This is a genomic window from Pseudomonas sp. CDFA 610 (assembly GCF_021147865.1).
Lineage (GTDB): Bacteria > Pseudomonadota > Gammaproteobacteria > Pseudomonadales > Pseudomonadaceae > Aquipseudomonas > Aquipseudomonas alliivorans.
The window spans coordinates 185,639-206,993 of the sequence record NZ_JAGTPM010000009.1 but is presented as its reverse complement, the minus strand read 5'-3'; the positions used below and the strand labels follow the sequence as shown (position 1 = coordinate 206,993).

General features: G+C 58.5%; 20 protein-coding genes. 14 read left to right on the top strand and 6 right to left on the bottom strand.

From position 1 onward, the window contains the following. Nucleotides 1–140: 140 nt before the first annotated feature. Nucleotides 141–611 carry a bacterioferritin gene (gene bfr, locus KDX39_RS18225; RefSeq protein ID WP_024686864.1) on the top strand — a complete coding sequence of 157 codons (471 nt, stop codon included), beginning with the start codon at nt 141–143 and terminating at the stop codon, nt 609–611. A 115-nt stretch (nt 612–726) separates the two neighbouring features. Here bfr and grxD read toward each other — a convergent pair whose 3' ends face one another. The 3 genes from grxD to KDX39_RS18210 all read right to left on the bottom strand — a co-directional run bounded on the left by grxD (nt 727) and on the right by KDX39_RS18210 (nt 3,677). Next, entirely contained in the window at nt 727–1,053 is a 327-nt protein-coding gene (gene grxD / locus KDX39_RS18220; protein WP_004881866.1) for a Grx4 family monothiol glutaredoxin, read from the bottom strand. Between the two features lie 88 nt (nt 1,054–1,141). Beyond that, nucleotides 1,142–3,250 carry a molybdopterin oxidoreductase family protein gene (locus KDX39_RS18215; protein ID WP_231661311.1) on the bottom strand — a complete coding sequence of 703 codons (2,109 nt, stop codon included), beginning with the start codon at nt 3,248–3,250 and terminating at the stop codon, nt 1,142–1,144. 133 nt (nt 3,251–3,383) lie between these two features. Further along, on the bottom strand, nt 3,384–3,677 hold the full coding sequence (locus tag KDX39_RS18210) for a hypothetical protein (protein ID WP_099226113.1): 294 nt from the start codon (nt 3,675–3,677) through the stop codon (nt 3,384–3,386). Between the two features lie 439 nt (nt 3,678–4,116). Between KDX39_RS18210 and argF the strand changes: the two genes are divergently transcribed. Together argF and KDX39_RS18200 are read left to right on the top strand one after the other, a co-directional pair. After that, a complete protein-coding gene (argF, locus tag KDX39_RS18205; RefSeq protein WP_231661310.1) occupies nt 4,117–5,037 on the top strand; it encodes an ornithine carbamoyltransferase in 921 nt (306 codons plus the stop codon). Next, nucleotides 5,034–6,110, top strand: a complete 1,077-nt coding sequence (locus KDX39_RS18200; protein WP_231661309.1) for an ABC transporter ATP-binding protein — start codon at nt 5,034–5,036, stop codon at nt 6,108–6,110. Before argF ends, KDX39_RS18200 begins: the two co-directional genes overlap by 4 nt. A gap of 8 nt (nt 6,111–6,118) precedes the next feature. Here the strand turns inward: KDX39_RS18200 and ybaK are convergent, their stop codons facing one another. Continuing rightward, complete coding sequence (ybaK, locus tag KDX39_RS18195) at nt 6,119–6,589, bottom strand: Cys-tRNA(Pro) deacylase (protein WP_231661308.1); 471 nt, start codon at nt 6,587–6,589, stop codon at nt 6,119–6,121. A 351-nt stretch (nt 6,590–6,940) separates the two neighbouring features. Here ybaK and KDX39_RS18190 point away from each other — a divergent pair, with 351 nt between their 5' ends. From KDX39_RS18190 to KDX39_RS18140, 11 genes are all read left to right on the top strand, one after another. Further along, nucleotides 6,941–7,807 (top strand): MIP/aquaporin family protein, encoded by an 867-nt coding sequence (locus tag KDX39_RS18190; RefSeq protein WP_231661307.1) that lies wholly within the window; start codon nt 6,941–6,943, stop codon nt 7,805–7,807. A gap of 30 nt (nt 7,808–7,837) precedes the next feature. Continuing rightward, nucleotides 7,838–9,343: a glycerol kinase GlpK gene (gene glpK, locus KDX39_RS18185; protein ID WP_231661306.1), complete on the top strand. Its 1,506-nt coding sequence runs from the start codon at nt 7,838–7,840 to the stop codon at nt 9,341–9,343. Between the two features lie 98 nt (nt 9,344–9,441). After that, nucleotides 9,442–10,197 (top strand): DeoR/GlpR family transcriptional regulator, encoded by a 756-nt coding sequence (locus tag KDX39_RS18180; protein ID WP_099226117.1) that lies wholly within the window; start codon nt 9,442–9,444, stop codon nt 10,195–10,197. A 415-nt stretch (nt 10,198–10,612) separates the two neighbouring features. Then, a complete protein-coding gene (glpD, locus tag KDX39_RS18175) occupies nt 10,613–12,154 on the top strand; it encodes a glycerol-3-phosphate dehydrogenase (protein ID WP_231661305.1) in 1,542 nt (513 codons plus the stop codon). 501 nt (nt 12,155–12,655) lie between these two features. Further along, on the top strand, nt 12,656–13,588 hold the full coding sequence (locus tag KDX39_RS18170) for a glutamate/aspartate ABC transporter substrate-binding protein (protein WP_122421382.1): 933 nt from the start codon (nt 12,656–12,658) through the stop codon (nt 13,586–13,588). Between the two features lie 113 nt (nt 13,589–13,701). After that, nucleotides 13,702–14,448: an amino acid ABC transporter permease gene (locus KDX39_RS18165; protein WP_004881855.1), complete on the top strand. Its 747-nt coding sequence runs from the start codon at nt 13,702–13,704 to the stop codon at nt 14,446–14,448. Beyond that, the gene (locus KDX39_RS18160; protein ID WP_032632644.1) at nt 14,445–15,113 is read left to right on the top strand and encodes an amino acid ABC transporter permease; all 669 of its coding nucleotides are present in this window, start codon (nt 14,445–14,447) and stop codon (nt 15,111–15,113) included. Before KDX39_RS18165 ends, KDX39_RS18160 begins: the two co-directional genes overlap by 4 nt. After that, entirely contained in the window at nt 15,110–15,844 is a 735-nt protein-coding gene (locus tag KDX39_RS18155) for an amino acid ABC transporter ATP-binding protein (protein WP_088234702.1), read from the top strand. Before KDX39_RS18160 ends, KDX39_RS18155 begins: the two co-directional genes overlap by 4 nt. A gap of 59 nt (nt 15,845–15,903) precedes the next feature. Then, a complete protein-coding gene (locus KDX39_RS18150; RefSeq protein ID WP_231661304.1) occupies nt 15,904–17,820 on the top strand; it encodes a sensor histidine kinase in 1,917 nt (638 codons plus the stop codon). Between the two features lie 10 nt (nt 17,821–17,830). Beyond that, nucleotides 17,831–19,159 (top strand): sigma-54-dependent transcriptional regulator, encoded by a 1,329-nt coding sequence (locus KDX39_RS18145; RefSeq protein ID WP_099226122.1) that lies wholly within the window; start codon nt 17,831–17,833, stop codon nt 19,157–19,159. 46 nt (nt 19,160–19,205) lie between these two features. Beyond that, on the top strand, nt 19,206–19,544 hold the full coding sequence (locus KDX39_RS18140) for a GlpM family protein (protein WP_099226475.1): 339 nt from the start codon (nt 19,206–19,208) through the stop codon (nt 19,542–19,544). A 16-nt stretch (nt 19,545–19,560) separates the two neighbouring features. On the opposite strand, the gene KDX39_RS18135 is transcribed toward KDX39_RS18140, so the two are convergent. Then, the gene (locus KDX39_RS18135; protein ID WP_231661303.1) at nt 19,561–20,208 is read right to left on the bottom strand and encodes a DsbA family oxidoreductase; all 648 of its coding nucleotides are present in this window, start codon (nt 20,206–20,208) and stop codon (nt 19,561–19,563) included. Between the two features lie 70 nt (nt 20,209–20,278). Then, a complete protein-coding gene (locus KDX39_RS18130) occupies nt 20,279–21,271 on the bottom strand; it encodes an alpha/beta fold hydrolase (RefSeq protein WP_231661302.1) in 993 nt (330 codons plus the stop codon). Nucleotides 21,272–21,355: the final 84 nt, after the last annotated feature.

Sequence of the window (21,355 nt, the reverse complement as noted above, 5' to 3'; positions counted from 1 at the left end):
CTTAGCGTCAAGATGCGGAACTCAAACATTCTTATTCCTATTTAAATTCACTTATTATTCAATAACTTAGGTTTGACAGACATTCGCGTGCAGCTCACACTCGCGGCTTATATATACAAGCCACAGGCAGGACCACGAACATGAAAGGCGACATTACAGTCATCCAGCATCTCAACAAGATCCTCGGAAACGAGCTGGTCGCCATCAACCAGTATTTTCTGCATGCACGCATGTACGAAGACTGGGGTCTGAAAAAGCTCGGCGCGCACGAGTACCATGAGTCCATCGACGAGATGAAGCATGCGGACAAGATCATCAAGCGCATCCTGTTTCTCGAAGGCCTGCCTAACCTGCAGGACCTTGGCAAGATCCTGATCGGTGAACACACCAAGGAAATGCTCGAGTGCGACCTGAAGATTGAGCAGAAAGGTCTGGCTGACCTGAAAGCGGCCATCGCCCATTTCGAGACCGTCGGTGACTTCGGCAGCCGTGAGCTGCTGGAAGATATCCTCGAGTCCGAGGAAGAACACATCGACTGGCTGGAAACGCAGCTGGGTCTGATCGACAAGGTGGGTATCGAAAATTACCTGCAGTCGCAGATGGGCGACTGACACGTCGATCCGCTGATACGAAAAAAGCCCGCCTCCATTGGAGAGCGGGCTTTTTCCTGTCTGCAGAACGGCTTGATGAACCGGCGTCCTGCTACCGATCCATCACATCACCGTCTTACTCGGCCTTGGCGGCCGATGCAGTCTTGACCAGCTCTTGAAGCGAGCCGTCAGCCATCATCTCGGTGATGATGTCGCTGCCGCCAACCAGTTCACCGGCAACCCACAGCTGTGGAAAGGTCGGCCAGTTGGCGTACTTGGGCAGGTTGGCGCGTATTTCGGGGTTCTGCAGGATGTCGACGTAGGCAAACTTTTCGCCGCACGCCATCAATGCCTGGGAAGCCTTGGCCGAAAAGCCGCACTGTGGCGCGTTTGGAGCGCCTTTCATGTAAAGCAGAATGGTATTGTTGGCAATCTGCTCTTTGATCGTTTCGATGATATCCATGAAGCACCTCGGCTGAATTTTCCGACTCAGTTGTCGGCACGGTGGCGCATTGTAACGGAATCCCGACTGAGACGCTCTGTCTTGAACCTCAACACGCAGCGACCTGTACCGGCACGCCGTTCAGCGCCGCGTTACCGGAAAGCGCATCGAGCTGACGTTCGTCAGTCAGGTCATTGGCGCTGACACCGGGCTGGCTCTGCGCAATCTCCATGCGCACGCCGGCACGTGCATGACCCCAGCCGTGAGGCAGGCTGACCACACCGCGCATCATGTCCAGGCTGCCCACGACCTCAACCTCGATCATGCCAACCCGTGAACTGACACGCACCTGCTGCCCGTCGCTCAGACCACGACTGCTCAGATCATCGGGATGCATCAATAACTGATGACGCGGCTTGCCCTTCACCAGCCGATGGTAATTGTGCATCCAGGAGTTGTTGCTGCGTACGTGGCGACGCCCGATAAGCAGCAATTGGTCCGACTGCGGCTCGAGGGCGGCTCTGAAGCGGGCCAGGTCGGCCATGATGACGTCGGGCGCTGCCTGAACATGGCCGTTGACCGTCTTCAGGCGCTCGCTGAGGCTCGGTTGCAGCGCCCCCAGGTCAAGGCCGTGCGGATGATTGTCCAGGGTCGCCAGCGAGAGCTTGTGCGCGGACGCATCGCCGTAACGCCCGTTGCGCAGGCCATGATCGATCATCTGTGCGGGTGACAGGGTCGGTTTCAGGTCTTTCTGCGTTTTGGCGGCAAATGCCTTGGCCAGGCCGACGAAGATTTCCCAGTCATGCAGCGCGCCTTCGGGTTTGTCGAAGATCGCTCGATTGAAGCGGGTGACGTTACGCACTGCCAGGGTATTGAACGTGGTGTCGTAGTGATCGTTTTCCAGCGCCGACGTGGACGGCAGGATCAGGTTGGCATAGCGCGTGGTTTCATTGATGTACAGGTCGATGCTGACCATGAACTCCAGCCCTTCAAGGGCTTTTTCAAGCTGACGTCCATTCGGCGTCGACAGCACAGGGTTACCTGCAACCGTCACCAGCGCACGCACGCGCCCTTCCCCTTCATGAAGCATTTCTTCAGCAAGCGCCGAAACCGGCAATTCACCGGAGTATTCGGGCAAGCCCGACACGCGACTCTGCCAGCGATTGAAATGACCACCAGACGTAGAGCCTACGATATCCACCGCCGGCTGGGTGCAGAGCACGCCGCCGACACGATCAAGGTTGCCGGTTACCAGGTTGATAAGCTGCACCAGCCAGTGACACAACGTACCAAATGCCTGGGTGGAAATTCCCATGCGGCCATAACAGACAGCCTTGTCGGCTGCCGCGAAATCCCTGGCCAACTGGCGGATTTCCTGCGCGGTGATGCCACAACGCGGACTCATGGCTTCAGCGCTGAAATCGGCAATGCCCGCACGCACCTGATCGAGTCCATCGACAGGCAAATGGCTGCCGCGGGCCAGCCCTTCGTCAAACAGCGTATGAAGCAGCCCGAACAGCAGAGCGGCGTCTCCACCGGGGCGTACGAACAGATGCTGATCGGCAATGGCGGCGGTCTCGCTGCGTCGCGGGTCGACAACCACGACCTTTCCGCCACGCTTCTGTATGGCCTTCAGACGTTTTTCAACGTCGGGGACAGTCATGATGCTGCCGTTTGAAGCCAACGGGTTGCCGCCCAGAATCAGCATGAAATCGGTGTGATCGATGTCCGGAATCGGCAGCAACATGCCGTGGCCGTACATCAGAAAGCTGGTCAGGTGATGAGGCAACTGGTCCACAGACGTTGCGGAAAAGCGATTGCGCGTCTTGAGAAGGCCGAGAAAGTAATTGCTGTGGGTCATCAACCCATAATTGTGAACGCTGGGGTTGCCCTGATAGACCGCCTCGGCGTTCTGACCCTCGCGCTGCTGGAGGGCCGCCAATCGCTCGGCCACCAGGTCGAACGCGTCCTGCCAGGCAATCGGCTGCCATTGATCACCTGAACGCAGCATGGGCTGGCGCAGACGATCAGGGTCGGTCTGGATATCTTGCAGCGCCACGGCTTTGGGGCAAATGTGGCCGCGGCTGAAATTGTCGAGCGGATCCCCCTTTATCGAAGTGATTCTGCGCGTCGCGTCAGGTTCAAGCGTGGTTTCGATGGTCAGGCCGCAAATGGCCTCACACAGATGACAGGCACGGTGGTGTTCAGTCCGAGTCATCGCAGCCTCATAGTGGTGTCGTGGCAATCCGATCGATTGCGGAACAATCACTATGGTGCGTGACGAAGACCTTCGCCACCCGGCTTCGCATCATGAATCAAGGCCCATCAGGCCGACGGATGTACGCTGTCAGTCAGCTGCCGATGGGTGTGACCACCTTGCGCTGCAACTGGATTTCGGTCACGGTTTCGATCTGCTCCTGAGCCATGTGCACGCCGGTCAGGTCGCCGATCAGACGCCAGTGCTCATCGAGCCCCGAGCTGATGGTGGCCATGCGATCAATCATGCGTCGTCCGGCAGTGCGCGTGACTTCGTCTTCGCTGCGCAGCAGTTCAAAGGACATGGAGGTCATGGATGCGGTGAGGTGGGTCAAGGTGCGGGCGGTCAGCCCGAGCAATTCCGTTAGTTGACGCTCTTTAGAGTCCATTCCCGATCTCCCGATCAATGATGATATCAACGAGGCTTTATAACCTAAGGCCGTTGTTTAGGAAACGGTCATTGTTTCAAGCGCGTGAAGCACGTCGCATTCGCGACCGGACTGTTGCAGGATTGGTACTAATTGCCAAGCCCGCTTTGGGCAGTGTACAAATGCTGCCTTTGAATAGCACAGTAATGGCTAAAGGCCTGCTTCAGAGTAGTCACTTTTTAGCGCGATGCGAGAATTACTATACGGCCTGAAGACCGGTCACCGGATTCAGACCGCCATTCGAAATCAAGCAAGCTATTGGTAAGACGCGACATTTTTTTATACTATCGCGCCTCCCTTATTCGTCGCCTCGTGCGGCTTTCTCCGCAATGTTCGCCCGTTTTCTCGATAAAACCCGGCTTTGAAACACTGCGGTCTGTTGCAAAAAAGGTAGTTAATCATGAACGCCAGGCACTTTCTCTCGATGATGGATTACACCCCAGACGAACTGCTGGGCTTGATCCGTCGTGGCGTAGAGCTCAAAGACCTGCGAAATCGCGGCGTGCTTTTTGAACCCCTGAAGAACAGGGTGCTGGGGATGATTTTTGAAAAATCCTCGACTCGTACCCGTCTTTCTTTCGAAGCCGGCATGATTCAGCTGGGCGGCCAGGCCATCTTTTTGTCCCATCGCGACACGCAACTGGGGCGTGGTGAGCCGATTGCCGACAGCGCCAAGGTCATGTCGCGCATGCTCGACGCGGTCATGATCCGTACCTATGCCCATAGCAATCTGATCGAATTCGCTGCCAATTCCCGTGTGCCGGTAATCAATGGTTTGTCCGATGACCTGCATCCGTGCCAGTTGCTGGCCGACATGCAGACCTTCCTCGAGCATCGTGGCTCGATCAAGGGCAAGACCGTGGCGTGGATCGGTGACGGCAACAACATGTGCAACAGTTATATAGAAGCGGCGATCCGGTTCGACTTCAATTTGCGCATCGCCTGCCCGCTGGGTTACGAGCCGAATCCCGAGTTCATGGCGCTGGCCGGGGATCGCGTGACGATAGTTCGTGACCCAAAGGCAGCAGTCGAAGGCGCGCACCTGGTGAGTACCGATGTCTGGACCTCCATGGGTCAGGAAGAGGAAACGGCCAAGCGCATTGCCCTGTTCGCACCATTCCAGGTGACGCGCGCGCTGCTCGACCTTGCGGATAAGGACGTGCTGTTCATGCACTGCCTGCCCGCACACCGGGGTGAAGAAATCAGCGTCGATCTGCTGGACGATCCACGCTCGGTCGCGTGGGATCAGGCGGAAAACCGTTTGCACGCACAGAAAGCGCTGCTGGAATTCCTCGTCGCGCCGTCCTGTCAGCCGGCATGAGTCAGGCCCTGCTGCTGAACCTGCGCAATCTGGCGTGCGGCTATGACAACCAGCGTGTGGTGCAGGACCTGAATCTGCACCTCAACGCAGGCGACATCGGCTGCCTGCTGGGCTCCTCAGGCTGCGGCAAGACGACGACACTGCGTGCAATTGCCGGTTTCGAACCGATCCATGCCGGCGAGATCACGCTGGCGGGCGAAGTGATCTCGCGTCCAGGCTGGACGCTGGCACCGGAAAAGCGCCGGATCGGCATGGTGTTTCAGGACTATGCCCTGTTTCCGCACCTGAGCGTCGCTGACAATATCGCGTTCGGCATCCGCAAGCATCCGCGCCGTGAGCAGGTAACGGCTGAGCTGCTGGAGCGGGTCAACCTCGCCGGGCTGGGCAAACGCTATCCGCACGCGTTGTCAGGCGGACAACAGCAGCGGGTTGCGCTCGCCCGGGCACTGGCACCGGAGCCGCAGTTGTTGCTGCTCGATGAGCCGTTTTCCAATCTGGATGGCGAGTTGCGCAGGCGCTTGAGTCACGAGGTGCGCGACATCCTGAAGGCGCGCGGCACCAGTGCAATTCTGGTGACTCACGATCAGGAGGAAGCGTTCGCGGTCAGCGATCAGGTCGGCGTTTTCAAGGAAGGCCGGCTGGAGCAGTGGGACACTCCCTACAACCTGTACCACGAGCCGCAGACGCCATTTGTCGCCAGCTTCATCGGCCAGGGGTATTTCATTCGCGGTCAGATGATCGACCATGAATCGGTACAGACCGAACTGGGTGTGCTGCGCGGCAATCGGGCCTATCCGGGCGTCAGAGGCAGCGCGGTAGACGTGCTGTTGCGCCCCGACGACATTGTTCATGCACCGCAAAGCGCGCTGAAAGCACGGGTCATCGGTCGAATCTTTCAGGGCGCTTCAACCCTGTATCGCCTGCAGTTGCCGACCGGCAGCCAGCTCGAGGCGATCTTTCCCAGCCACGCCGATCACATGACCGGCGAGCAGGTCGGCATTCAGGTCGCCGCCGATCATCTGGTTCTGTTTGCTGCCCCAGGCAGCGTCGCTGCACACGCGGTCAGCGGCTGATTGGCGACTCATTCACGGCCGATAGCGGCGAAGGTCGCGCTGGTGTGAGCCGCCAGCACCTGCGCTGACAACTCCACTTCCAGCCCTCTCCTTCCGGCGCTGACAAAAATGGTCTCGAAGGGCACGGCCGTTTCGTCGATGAACGTACGCAAGCGCTTTTTCTGACCCAAGGGACTGATGCCTCCCAACAGATAACCGGTCGAGCGCTGCGCCGCGGCCGGGTCGGCCATTTCGGTCTTCTTGACGCCGGCAGCCTGAGCCAGAGCTTTCAGATCCAGTGTTCCGACGACCGGCACGACGGCGACCAGCAATTCGCCCTTTTCAGTACTGGCCAGCAGCGTCTTGAACACACGCGCAGGTTCCAGACCGAGCTTTTCTGCCGCCTCCAGACCATACGATGCCGCCTTGGGATCGTGTTCATAACTGTGGATGCGGTGTTCGGCACGAACTTTTTTCAATAAATCCAAGGCGGGGGTCATTCATCACTCCAGACAGATCAGGGTGAGCGCTACTTTAAGCCAAATAATCGGGAAGCGCCTTGATCCATAAAGGCTGCGGCCTTGATGGCTATTTAAAACCATCAAGACTTTTCCTACAAAACATGCAGAAACAAACTAAGACCTGACCGTGATATTTTTCAGTGACCGTTCAGTTCCGACCTTTGACAGGGTTCTTTCTTGTCTATATTTTTTCGTTTGCGAATATTAACGAACGCTGTTTTTCGGTATAACTCGCACCAGTGACCGTATTCCGAAGAATCCTGACACGCCGCAATAACGAGCATCCGTGTCTGTATACGGTGCCGCGACAAAAACAAAAAAGAGGTATTCATGACCATTGCAACCCGACAACCAACGCTTTCCGCACAATGTACTGCTGAATTCCTGGGCACAGCCCTGATGATTTTTTTCGGGACCGGATGCGTTGCAGCGCTCAAGGTCGCGGGTGCTTCTTTCGGACTTTGGGAAATCTGCATCATCTGGGGCATGGCCGTCAGCATGGGCATCTACCTGAGTGCAGGTATTTCCGGCGCACACCTCAACCCGGCTGTCAGCATCGCGCTGAGCATGTTTGCCGGCTTCGAAAAACGAAAACTGCCTTTTTATATCGCTTCCCAGATCGCCGGTGCGTTCTGCGGCGCGGGGCTTGTGTACCTTCTGTACGTGAGCCTCTTTTTCGACTTCGAACATGCGCACCACATCATTCGTGGCACCGAACAGAGCCTTGAACTGGCATCGGTGTTCTCCACCTATCCGAACCCTGCCATTTCGGTTGGCCAGGCCTTTCTGGTCGAGATGGTGATCACCACCATTCTGATGGGCGTGATCATGGCGCTGGGCGACGACAACAACGGCTTGCCGCGCGGCGCGCTGGCTCCTCTGCTGATCGGTCTGCTGGTCGCGGTGATCGGCAGCGCCATGGGTCCGTTGACCGGCTTTGCCATGAATCCTGCACGTGACTTCGGCCCGAAAATGATGACGTTCATTGCCGGCTGGGGTGAGATAGCATTCACCGGCGGTCGTGACATACCTTATTTCCTGGTTCCGATTTTTGCGCCCATTCTGGGTGCCTGCCTCGGCGCCGCCGGCTACCGCATGCTGATTGGGCGCCATCTGCCCGGCGCCGATCCCGTTGTAGACGAAGAAGAAAAGAAAGACACCAGCGCGGTTCGCGGCAAGGCTCAAGCGTCATCTTGAATTCCACCCCAATAACGCAAGGCAATCGACATGACTGACACACAGAACAAGAACTACATCATTGCCCTTGATCAGGGCACCACCAGCTCGCGGGCCATCATCTTCGATCGCGATGCCAATGTAGTGAGCACTGCCCAAAGCGAATTCGTCCAGCATTATCCGCAGGCTGGCTGGGTCGAGCATGACCCCATGGAAATCTTCGCCACCCAGACCGCGTGCATGACCAAGGCGCTTGCCCAGGCCGACCTGCACCACAACCAGATTGCTGCCATCGGCATCACCAACCAGCGCGAAACCACCGTGATCTGGGAGCGTGACACCGGCCGCCCAATCTATAATGCAATTGTCTGGCAATGCCGCCGCAGCACTGAAATCTGCCAGCAGCTCAAGCGAGACGGCCTCGAAGAATACATCAAGGACACCACCGGTCTGGTCATCGACCCGTACTTCTCCGGCTCCAAGGTCAAGTGGATTCTGGACAACGTTGAAGGCAGCCGCGAACGCGCCCGCAAGGGTGAGCTGATGTTCGGCACCATCGATACCTGGCTGATCTGGAAATTCACCGGCGGCAAGGTTCACGTCACCGACTACACCAACGCCTCGCGCACCATGCTGTTCAATATCCATACCCTGGAATGGGATCAGCGCATGCTCGACGTGCTGAACATCCCGCGCGAGATCCTGCCGGAGGTCAAAGCCTCGTCCGAGGTCTACGGTCACAGCAAGAGCGGCATCCCGATTGCGGGTATCGCGGGCGACCAGCAAGCGGCACTGTTCGGTCAGATGTGCGTCGAGCCGGGTCAGGCGAAAAACACCTACGGCACCGGTTGCTTCCTGCTGATGAACACCGGCAAGAAAGCGGTGAAATCGGCTCACGGCATGCTCACCACCATCGGCTGCGGCCCGCGTGGCGAAGTCGCTTATGCCCTGGAAGGTGCCGTGTTCAACGGCGGCTCGACCGTACAGTGGCTGCGTGACGAACTGAAGATCATCAACGACGCGCTGGACACCGAATACTTCGCCAGCAAGGTCAAGGACAGCAACGGCGTGTATCTGGTCCCGGCCTTTACCGGTCTGGGCGCCCCCTACTGGGACCCATACGCCCGTGGCGCGCTGTTCGGCCTGACCCGCGGCGTGAAAGTCGATCACATCATCCGGGCGGCGCTGGAGTCCATCGCCTATCAGACCCGTGACGTACTGGACGCCATGCAGCAGGATTCCGGCGAACGCTTGAAATCCCTGCGCGTGGATGGCGGAGCAGTGGCCAACAACTTCCTCATGCAGTTCCAGGCAGACATCCTTGGCACGCATGTAGAACGTCCGCAGATGCGCGAAACCACGGCACTGGGCGCGGCGTTTCTGGCCGGTCTGGCCATCGGTTTCTGGAGCAGCCTGGACGAGTTGCGCAACAAGGCTGTGATCGAGCGCGTTTTCGAGCCGCTGTGTGAGGAAGCGCATAAAGAGAAACTGTATGCAGGCTGGCAAAAAGCCGTGGCCCGCACCCGTGACTGGGAACCGCACGAAAACGAGGAGTAAGCCTGCCGGTCTGGCGAGGAGCAGGATTTCCGGCTGACAGAGCCCATGTCCCTGCGGCATGATGGGCGCCATTTGCAGTGGGTGCCCAAGGAAAAACAATGAACCTGCCTCCCCGCCAACAACAGATCCTCGAACTGGTCCGTGATCGCGGCTACGTCAGCATCGATGAAATGGCGACGCTGTTCGTCGTGACTCCGCAAACCATCCGTCGAGACATCAACCAGCTTGCGGAAATGAACCTGCTGCGTCGCTACCACGGCGGCGCGGCCTATGACTCCAGCATCGAAAATACCGCCTACGCCATGCGAGCGGATCAGATGCGCGATGAAAAGCAGCGGATCGCTGAAGCCATCGCAGCGCAAATCCCCGACAACGCCTCGCTGTTCATCAATATCGGTACCACCACCGAATCCATCGCTCGCGCCTTGCTCAATCACAGCAACCTGAAAATCATCACCAACAACCTGCATGTTGCGTCAATCCTGAGCGCCAAGGATGACTTCGAGGTGCTGCTGGCGGGCGGTAATGTGCGTCGTGACGGCGGCGTGGTAGGCCAGGCCAGTGTCGACTTCATCTCGCAGTTCAAGGTCGACTTTGCGCTCGTCGGCATCAGCGGCATCGACGAGGACGGCAGCCTGCTGGATTTCGATTATCAGGAAGTCCGGGTGTCGCAGGCGATCATCGCCAATGCGCGCAAAGTGCTGCTGGCAGCTGACTCCAGCAAGTTCGGACGCAACGCGATGGTCAGGCTGGGGCCGATCACCCTGATCGATTGCCTGGTCACTGATGAGCCACCTGTGCCTGCGCTGCAGCAGTTGCTGAACCAGCACAAGATCCGGCTTGAGGTGGTTTGATCACCAAACCTGACCTGAACGTGCCGATGCCCTGTGCTCGTCGTTATCCATAAGTCTGCCTCGACGCAGGTTGTGCCCACCCTGCGTGGGCATGCATCCCGCGATGCCCTGCGCCACATAGGCCGCAGACTTCGGATTCGGTGAGCCGAGCACATGGCTCGAATCGCCTTTCCTCTCCTCGGCTGATTCGCAAGCCCTCTACCCTGCCGCTCGCAGCGACGATCATGGATTCACGCGCCCTCGCTCATCCCGTCCTACAATGTTCATTTTTGTTCTTTTCTAAGCTCATCATCAGTAATTTCAATCAATAGTCGCTGGCGAGGGGATTTTTATTGCGCTATGATTTTCGAAAATGAACATTAATGTTCAGATTCGCCTTTCGAGCACCGCTCAAGCACTCTTCAGGAGGCCAACAATGCCCCAGACCCACGCGACATCCGCCGCCCCTCTTTCAGAGGTCTATGACATCGCCGTGATCGGTGGTGGCATCAATGGTGTCGGCATTGCGGCAGACGCGTCCGGGCGCGGCTTGTCGGTGTTCCTGTGCGAGAAAGACGACCTTGCCAGCCATACCTCTTCTGCCAGCAGCAAGCTGATTCACGGTGGGCTGCGCTATCTGGAACACTACGAATTCCGTCTGGTGCGTGAGGCACTGGCTGAGCGTGAGGTGTTGCTGGCCAAGGCGCCGCATATTGTCAAGCCCATGCGCTTCGTGCTCCCGCACCGTCCGCACCTGCGTCCGGCGTGGATGATTCGTGCCGGCATGTTCCTTTACGATCACTTGGGCAAGCGTGAGAAGCTGCCTGCTTCGCGCACGATTCGTTTCGGCGCAGACAGCCCGCTGAATTCCAGCATCACCCGCGGTTTCGAATACTCCGATTGCTGGGTCGACGACGCCCGTCTGGTCGTACTCAATGCCATGTCAGCCCGTGAAAACGGTGCGCACATCCATACCCAGACACGTTGCGTCAGTGCCCGTCGCGTCAAGGGCCTGTGGCACCTGCACCTGGAACGCAGCGATGGCAGCCTGTTTTCAATTCATGCAAAGGCACTGGTCAATGCCGCCGGTCCATGGGTGGCCAAGTTCATTCGTGAAGACCTGAAGCTTGAGTCGGCCTACGGCATCCGCCTGATTCAAGGCAGCCATCTGATCGTGCCGAAGCTGTACGAAGGCGAACACGCATTCATTCTGCAGAACGAAGACAAGCGTATCGTGTTCACCATCCCGTACATGGATCACTTCACCATTGTCGGCACGACCGACCGTGAGTATCAGGGCGATCCGAACAAGGTGGAAATCACCGACGGCGAGATGGACTACGTATTGAAAGTGGCCAATGATCACTTCAAGAAGCAACTGACCCGCGCCGATGTGCTGCACACCTACTCCGGTGTGCGCCCGCTGTGCAACGACGAATCCGACAACCCGTCTGCAATTACCCGTGACTACACCCTGTCGCTCTCCGGAGGTGCCGACGAGGCACCTATCCTGTCGGTGTTCGGCGGCAAGCTGACCACTTACCGCAAGCTCGCCGAATCGGCCATGGCGCAACTGGCACCGTTCTTCAAGCAGATGAAGCCGAGCTGGACAGCCACGTCTGCGCTGCCGGGTGGCGAAGACATGACGACTCCGGAAGCGCTGGCCAGCGAACTGACTCGTCGTCACACCTGGTTGCCGACTCCGATCGCCAAGCGTTGGGCAATCACCTACGGCAGCCGCAGCTGGCGCTTGCTGGAAGGTGTGCAGAATCTTGAAGACATGGGTCAGCATCTGGGTGGCGGCTTGTATGCGCGTGAGGTTGATTACCTGTGCGATCAGGAATGGGCCACCAGCATTGATGACATCCTGTGGCGTCGTACCAAGCTGGGTCTGTTCACCACACCTGAAGAACAGACAGCCGTGAGCAGCTATCTGGAAACGGTTGCACGCAACAAGGCGGCGATTGAAGCGGCCTGATCAGTCGCGACGTCCGGTTCGCGCGATACCCGGTCAACCGGAGAACCCTGTGTAAGGCGGCTATGGCTTCAGATTAGCCGCCTCCAGGCAAACAACCTGTAACCCACTGAAGACCTGATTTTCTGTGAAAGGTATCAGCAGCTGCATACCGCATATCCGATGCCAGCAGTGCGCCTGCGATTGTACGTAACGCCTTTTCAACCCTCACACACACCTTGCCCCTCTCCCCTCCACTCATTCGGTTTTCCGAACAGCCGCCGCTGCCGGATTCGGCTTCCCGGACGAGCGCCTGCCGTTCAATACGCCGCACTCAGATAAAAACCTTTTAGTTTCAGTGATTTGAAAATCCATAAAGGTTTGGCATGACTCATGCTCTATACCTTGCATCGACTGCTTCGACATTAGCGTGTGTCTACCCAGGACGCCGTTGAAGCCATCGTCAAAGAAGTGGATGTCCCTCAAGGCGTCCTATCAATAAAAAATGAAATCGAGGATTCATCGATGCGCATCGTTCCCCATCTGCTGGGCGCAGCAATCGCTGCCGCTCTCATCAGCACTCCGGTTTTCGCCGCCGAATTGACAGGCACTCTGAAGAAAATCAAAGAGTCCGGCACCATCACGCTCGGCCACCGTGACGCATCCATCCCGTTCTCCTACATTGCTGACGCTTCGGGCGTGCCGATGGGTTACTCCCACGACATTCAGCTGAAAATCGTTGAAGGCATCAAGAAAGAACTGGACATGCCTGACCTGAAGGTCAAGTACAACCTGGTGACCTCCCAGACCCGCATTCCACTGGTCCAGAACGGCACCGTTGACGTGGAATGTGGCTCGACCACCAACAACGTCGAGCGTCAGCAGCAGGTTGATTTCTCGGTCGGCATCTTCGAAGTCGGTACCCGTCTGCTGTCCAAGAAAGATTCCAGCTACAAGGACTTCGACGATCTGAAAGGCAAGAACGTCGTGACCACCGCCGGGACAACGTCCGAGCGCATTCTGAAGGCCATGAACGCCGACAAGCAGATGGGCATGAACGTTATCTCCGCCAAGGACCACGGCGAGTCCTTCCAGATGCTGGAATCGGGCCGCGCCGTCGCGTTCATGATGGACGATGCCCTGCTGGCAGGCGAAATGGCCAAGGCCAAGAAGCCGGATGACTGGGCCGTCACCGGTACCGCACAGTCCTACGAAATCTACGGCTGCATGGTTCGTAAAGGCGATGCACCGTTCAAGAAAGCCGTGGACGACGCCATCGTTGCAACCTACAAGTCGGGCGAGATCAACACGATCTACAACAAATGGTTCCAGTCCCCGGTCCCGCCAAAAGGTCTGAACCTTGAGTTCCCGATGAGCGAAAAAATCAAAGAGCTGATCAAGAATCCGACCGACCAGGCGGCCGAACCCGCCAAAACCCTCGAAGAAAAGAAAGCCTGAGCAATCGGTTCAGCCTCGCTGAACTGACTGCACCCCGAGCGGGCTGAATCTCCCGCTCGGGAACCGACACTGCGTGCATCTCGATAGCAATAGAACAAGAGGGGGAGACCCTGATGAATTACAACTGGGACTGGGGCGTGTTCTTCAAGTCCACCGGCGTCGGCAGCGAGACCTATCTGGACTGGTTCATATCCGGTCTGGGCTGGACTATCGCCATCGCAGTCGTCGCCTGGATCATCGCCTTGATACTGGGTTCGATACTGGGTGTCATGCGCACCGTACCGAGCCGTCTGGTGTCAGGCATTGCCACGACTTACGTGGAAATCTTCCGCAATGTGCCACTGCTGGTGCAACTGTTCATCTGGTACTTCCTGGTACCTGATCTGCTGCCTGCAAACCTGCAGGAGTGGTACAAGCAAGACCTCAACCCGACGACTTCGGCGTTTCTGAGCGTCGTCGTGTGCCTAGGTCTGTTCACCGCAGCACGAGTCTGCGAACAGGTCCGCACCGGTATTCAGGCGCTGCCCAAAGGCCAGGAATCGGCCGCTCGCGCCATGGGCTTCAAGCTGCCACAGATCTACTGGAACGTGCTGCTGCCTCAAGCCTACCGCATCATCATTCCGCCGCTTACCTCCGAATTTCTGAACGTGTTCAAGAACTCTTCGGTGGCCTCGCTGATCGGCCTGATGGAACTGCTCGCGCAGACCAAGCAGACCGCCGAGTTTTCCGCGAACCTGTTCGAAGCCTTCACGCTGGCCACCCTCATCTACTTCACACTGAACATGAGCCTGATGCTGCTGATGCGTGTGATCGAGAAGAAAGTCGCCGTGCCCGGCCTGATTTCCGTGGGAGGTAAATAATGGACTTCACTGGAATCGTTCCCGCCCTCCCCGGCCTGTGGAATGGCATGGTCATGACCCTTAAGCTGATGGCGATGGGTGTGGTCGGCGGTCTGTTGCTCGGCACCGTGCTGGCGTTGATGCGACTGTCTTCGAACAAGCTGCTGGCCAACGTCGCTGGCGCTTACGTGAACTACTTTCGCTCCATCCCGCTGCTGCTGGTGATCACCTGGTTCTATCTGGCCGTGCCGTTCGTGCTGCGCTGGATCACCGGTGAAGACACACCAATCGGTGCGTTCACCTCCTGCGTCGTGGCCTTCATGATGTTCGAAGCGGCCTACTTCTGCGAAATCGTACGTGCCGGTGTGCAGTCGATTTCCAAGGGGCAGATGGGCGCGGCCCAGGCGCTGGGCATGAACTATGGCCAGATGATGCGCCTGATCATCCTGCCTCAGGCGTTTCGCAAGATGACGCCCCTGCTGCTGCAACAGAGCATCATTCTGTTTCAGGACACCTCTCTGGTTTACACCGTCGGCCTTGTGGACTTCCTCAACGCCTCGCGGGCCAGCGGCGACATCATCGGTCGCGCCAACGAGTTCCTGATCATTGCCGGTCTGGTGTATTTCACGATCAGCTTTGCCGCCTCGTTGCTGGTGAAGCGTTTGCAAAAAAGGTTCGCCGTATGATTTCCATCAAAAACGTCAACAAGTGGTATGGGGACTTCCAGGTACTGACCGATTGCAGCACCGAGGTCAGCAAGGGCGAAGTGGTCGTGGTCTGCGGTCCTTCCGGTTCCGGTAAGTCGACCCTGATCAAGTGCGTGAACGCCCTTGAGCCGTTCCAGAAAGGCGACATCGTGGTCGACGGCACGTCGATCTCCGACTCCAAGACCAACCTGCCGAAACTGCGTTCGCGCGTCGGCATGGTGTTCCAGCACTTCGAGCTGTTCCCGCACCTGACCATCGTCGAAAACCTGACCATCGCCCAGATCAAGGTGTTGGGTCGCAGCAAGGCCGAAGCCACCGAAAAAGGTTTGAAACTGCTGGACCGTGTCGGCCTGTCCGAGCATGCCCACAAGCATCCCGGTCAGCTTTCCGGCGGTCAGCAGCAGCGCGTGGCGATTGCCCGTGCGCTGGCGATGGACCCGGTGGTCATGCTGTTCGACGAACCGACCTCGGCGCTCGACCCGGAAATGGTCAACGAAGTGCTCGACGTGATGGTGCAACTGGCTCACGAAGGCATGACCATGATGTGCGTGACCCACGAAATGGGCTTCGCTCGCAAGGTCGCCAACCGTGTGATCTTCATGGACAAGGGACAGATCGTCGAAGACTGCGCCAAGGAAGAGTTCTTCGGTGACGTGTCTGCACGTTCCGAACGCGCCCAGCAATTCCTCGCCAAGATCCTCCAGCACTAGGCATTACGCTGACAGCTGCCCGTTACACACGGGTAGCTGTTCGGCTCAGGACGACTGTGATGAAATGCGACCCCACTCTTTATCGCGCCGCGCCGCCATCACTTGCCGTGAAACCCCGCCTGATTCGCCAACTGTTCCTCCCGCCCCTGATCTTCGTGCTGATGATCGGGCTCGGCTACGCTGCGTATCTGGTCAGCGAAAACAACGGCATCAAGAGCCTGAGCGAAAGCGGCGAACGTCAGTTGGAACTGCATGCTCGCACGGTCGAAAGCGAGATCAGCAAATACACCTACCTGCCCAGCGTTCTGGAGCTGGAATCCAGCGTTTCGCAGTTGCTCAACGAGCCGACTCCCGAACTGCAGCAGGAGGTCAATCGCTACCTTGAAGGTCTGAATCGCCGCAGTCGCAGCCGCGCTATCTATGTGCTCGACACCACCGGCCGCGTTCTGGCCACCAGTAACTGGCGTGACAGCGACAGCTATCAGGGCGAAGACCTGTCTTTCCGTGCCTATTTCCAGGATGCCGTGCGCGGCCTGCCCGGGCGCTTCTACGGAATCGGTACCACCACCGGCGAATCCGGCTATTACCTGGCCCACGGCCTGGAAGAGAAAGGCCGAATCATCGGTGTTGCGGTGATCAAGGTTCGACTCGAAGCCCTTGAAGAACGCTGGCAGCGGGCACGTCTGGAAGCCTTTGTCAGTGACGAGAACGGCATCATCATCCTGTCCAGCGACCCGGCCCGACGACTGAAATCGGTGCGTCCGCTGACGCCGGACATCAAGGAGCGACTGGCGCGCAGCCTGCAATATTACTGGTGGCCGCTGAACGAACTGGTACCGCTGGAACGCGAGTCGCTGTCCGAAAGCGTCGAAAAACTCACCTTCCCCGCCAACGCTACTGTTGACCGCGAGCACACCCAGGTCAGCTATCTGGCGCAGACACGCCCCTTGAGCGACAGCCCCTGGCACCTGACCCTGCTCACCCCGCTGGAAGACTTGCGCCGGGAAGCCGCCAGCCAAGGCATGCTGGTGGCCGTGGCCTGTGCGCTGGTGACGTTTTTGCTGATTGCCTGGAACGAACGTCGCAAGGTAATCGCCACCCGGCTTGCCGCGCGCGAGGCGCTGGAAGCCGCCAACAATGAGCTGGAGCGCAAGATTGCCGAGCGCACCGAGCACCTGCGCGCCAGTAACGAACGCTTGAAGGCGCAGATTCGTGAACGTCGACAGGCCGAGGACACGTTGCGCAAAGCCCAGGATGAACTGGTGCAGGCCGGCAAACTCGCCGCCATCGGCCAGATGTCCACCAGCATCGCCCACGAGTTGAACCAGCCGCTGGCGGCCTTGCGTACACTGTCCGGCAATACGGTGCGTTTCCTGGAGCGCGGCGCTCTGGAAACCGCCAGTACCAACCTGCGCACCATCAATGATCTGGTGGACCGCATGGGTCGCATCACGGCCAGCCTGCGCGCCTTCGCCCGACGCGGCGACGACAAGGGCCAGGCTCAGTTGTGCAAGGCTCTGGACGCGGCGCTGCAGTTGCTTGCCGTACGGATCGAACAGTCCGAGCTGAAGGTGCACCAGGATTTTGCCGATGCCACGCTGGCCATCGACCAGACGCGTCTGGAACAGATCCTCGTCAACCTGATCGGCAACGCGCTCGACGCCATGCACGCACAGCCCAGACCCGAGCTGTGGATCGAAGGAGCGATTGCCGACGGTCGTTACCGTCTGCTGGTGCGCGACAACGGTCACGGAATCGACATGGAAGCGCGCAAACATCTCTTTGAACCTTTCTTTACAACCAAACCCGGCGAACAAGGCCTCGGGCTCGGCCTGACCCTGTCAGCAAGCCTGGCGGCTGCGGCGGGCGGCAGCCTGAGTGCCGAGCATCCGGGAGATGGCGGCACCAGCTTTATCCTCTGCCTGCCATTCATCGAAAACGCTCCAACCGAACCTCGCCAGGGCGAGCCGACATGAGGCAACACCCATGAACATCAACAACGACCTGACCGTCCTGATCGTTGAAGACGATCCGCACGTGCTGCTGGGTTGTCAGCAGGCACTGGCGCTGGAAGATATTGTCAGCGAAGGTGTTTCGAGCGCCGAAGAAGCCTTGCTGCGCATTGGCGACAACTTTGCAGGCATCGTCATCAGCGATATCCGTTTGCCAGGCATCGACGGGCTGGAGTTGCTGACCCGCCTCAAGGCCCGTGACAGCAGCTTGCCCGTGGTGCTGATTACCGGGCATGGCGATATTTCGATGGCCGTCAACGCCATGCGCGACGGTGCTTATGACTTCATGGAGAAGCCCTTCTCGCCCGAGCGTCTGGTGGACGTCACGCGTCGCGCGCTGGAGCAGCGCGGACTGGCGCGGGAAGTCTGGTCGCTGCGCAGGCAACTGGCCGAGCGCGACTCGCTGGAGGGCAAGATCATCGGCCGCTCACCGGCCATGCAGAACCTGCGCGCCCTTATTGCCAATGTCGCTGACACCTCGGCCAACGTGCTGATCGAAGGTGAAACCGGTACCGGCAAGGAACTGGTCGCCCGTTGCCTGCACGATTTCAGCCGGCGCAAGGGCAGCCAGTTCGTGGCCCTCAATTGCGGAGGTCTGGCGGAAAGCCTGTTCGAGTCGGAAATCTTCGGCCATGAGGCCAACGCGTTTACCGGTGCGGGCAAGCGCCGGATTGGCAAGATCGAACACGCTGACAACGGCACGCTGTTTCTCGATGAAGTGGAAAGCATGCCGGTCAACCTGCAGATCAAACTATTGCGAGTACTGCAGGAGCGCACGCTGGAGCGTCTCGGTTCAAACCAGAGCGTGGCGGTGGATTGCCGGGTCATTGCCGCCACCAAGTCCGATCTGAACGCACTGGGCCGGACCAACCAGTTTCGCAGCGATCTGTATTACCGGCTGAACGTCGTGACGCTTGAGCTTCCGCCACTGCGCGAGCGTCGTGAAGACATTCTGCAATTGTTCGAGCACTTCCTGCAGTTGTCCTCGCTGCGCTTCGACCGCGAGCCGCCTGAACTGGACCGCCAGACTGTGTCGAACCTGATGAGCCATGACTGGCCGGGTAATGTGCGGGAGTTGCGCAACGTTGCCGAACGCTTTTCGCTGGGTTTACCCGCCTTCAAACAGACCGGCACGGTGATCGAGAATCAGAGCCTGGGTTTTGCCGAAGCGGTTGAGGCCTTTGAGCGCAACCTGCTCAGCGAGGCCTTGCAACGCAGTGGTGGCAATCTCAGCCAGGCCAGTCAGGAACTGGGCATGGCCAAGACCACGCTGTTCGACAAGGTCAAGAAATACGGGCTCTGAGCCGTCAAGTCACGGCGCGATGACGCCTTTCAAGCAGGAGAATCCATTGGATCTGGTACTCAAGGCCCTGTTGGGCGGCGCGGTGGTGGTGATACTTGCGGCACTGGCCAAGACCCGCAATTACTACATCGCAGGCCTGGTGCCGCTGTTTCCGACCTTCGCGCTGATCGCCCATTACATCGTCGGCAAGGGCCGCTCGCTGGACGATCTGAAAACCACGATCCTGTTCGGCATGTGGTCGATCATCCCCTACTTCGTTTACCTCGCGGCGCTTTACCTGCTGGTCGACCGCCTGCGCCTGGAAGCCTCACTGGCACTGGCAGCCGTCGCCTGGCTGATCGCTGCGACGCTGCTGGTGACGGTGTGGGTCAGGATTCACGGATAACGGCGTCAGTGATTTCTTATTTCGCTTCGCTGACAATCTGCCGAATCGCGCTGACGAACACATCCACCGGCTGACCGCCCGAAACGGCGTACTGGTCGTTGAACACGATGGTCGGCACCGAGCTGACGCCGCGTGAGGTCCAGAGCTGTTCGGCCTCGCGTACTTCGCTCGCGTATTCGTTATTATCCAGAACGGCTTGAGCGCGCACGCGGTCCAGACCCACTTTCTGCGCCACATCTGCCAGTGTCTGGTGATTGGACGGATCTTTAAGATCGCTGAAATACGCTTCGAACAGTGCGTCTTTCAAAGCATGCTGCTTGCCTTCAAGCTCGGCCCAGTGCAGCAGACGATGGGCGTCGAACGTGTTGTAAATACGCCGCTCGCCCTGGGCGAAGATAAAGCCCTGCTCCGCACCGCGCTCGCGGATGGTGTCGTGGATGCCTTCGATCTGTTCGGGTGTCGAACCATACTTTTCGGCGATGTGTTCCTTGATGTCCTGCCCTTCGGCCGGCATGTTCGGGTTCAGCTCGAACGGCTGGAAATGGATCTGTGCCTGTACTTCATCGCCCAGTTCAGCCAGCGCCTTGTCCAGCGCCCGCAGGCCGATGACACACCAGGGGCAGGAAACGTCGGAAACGAAATCGATTTTCAGTGCAGTGCTCATGCAGGCCCTCGCTCAATCGGCAAAAACCACACGATACACTTCTGCCCATCCCTTTCAACCGTGCCGGGTTTTACAACTGCGCCAGGCTGCGACCGTCTTCGTGCTGCGCCTTCAGGTAAGGCAGCACGGCGCCGAGCAGAGGCGCCTTGAACGCCTCTTGAAAACGGTGCGCAAGCCCCGGGATCAATCGCAACTGACTGCCCTGAATATGCGCCGCGACATGCACGCCATGCATTACCGGCAGCAGCGGGTCAGCCGTGCCGTGCACCACAAGCACCGGCAAGCGCAGGCGGTTGAGCAGTTCGACACGACTAGGCTCTGCCAGAATCGCCATGATCTGACGCTTGACGCCCTCAGGGTTGAACGCCCGGTCATAGGACACGGCAGCCTGATGCAGCAGTTGCGCCCGATCATCATTGACCTCCGGACTGCCCAGTGCCGCCAGCAGGTCGGCCTGTTGTTCGATGGCCATCTCGCGGTTCGGCGCACCACGGCGGGCCAGCAACTGCATCAACGCAGCGCTGGGCATCGGCAGACCCTGCGCGCCGGAACTGGTCATGATCAGCGTCATGCTTTCTACCCGCGAAGGCGCAAGATCAGCCAGATGCTGAGCAATCATCCCGCCCATGCTGGCACCGAGCACGTGGAACTGCCGAATCTGCAACGCATCCATCAGGCCCAGCGCATCGTCGGCCATGTCGGTCAGCGAATAAGGCGCGGACACCGGCAGGCCCAGCTTGTAGCGCAGCACTTCATAGGTAAGGTTGGCATCGGCAGGCTGTTGCACCCAGGTCGACAGACCGACATCACGGTTGTCATAACGAATCACGCGATAGCCCTGCTGACAGAGCGCAACCACGACTTCATCAGGCCAGTGAATCAATTGCCCGCCCAGCCCCATGACCAGCAGCAAGGCAGGGTCGGACTCACTGCCGATACTCTGGTAGGCAATCCGGACGTCCTTGAGGTCGGCCATTTGCACAGGAACATCGACACTGCATCGATCGGCCGCAAAAGACGGCAAGCCGCACAAAAGTGCGGCCAGAAAAAGTAAAACCCGCATGAAAAAACACCAAAAAACAGATCCCCAGTAGGCCGCGAGTCTGATGATGTTTTACAAAGCGCGCTGCCACAGTTACGTGACAAT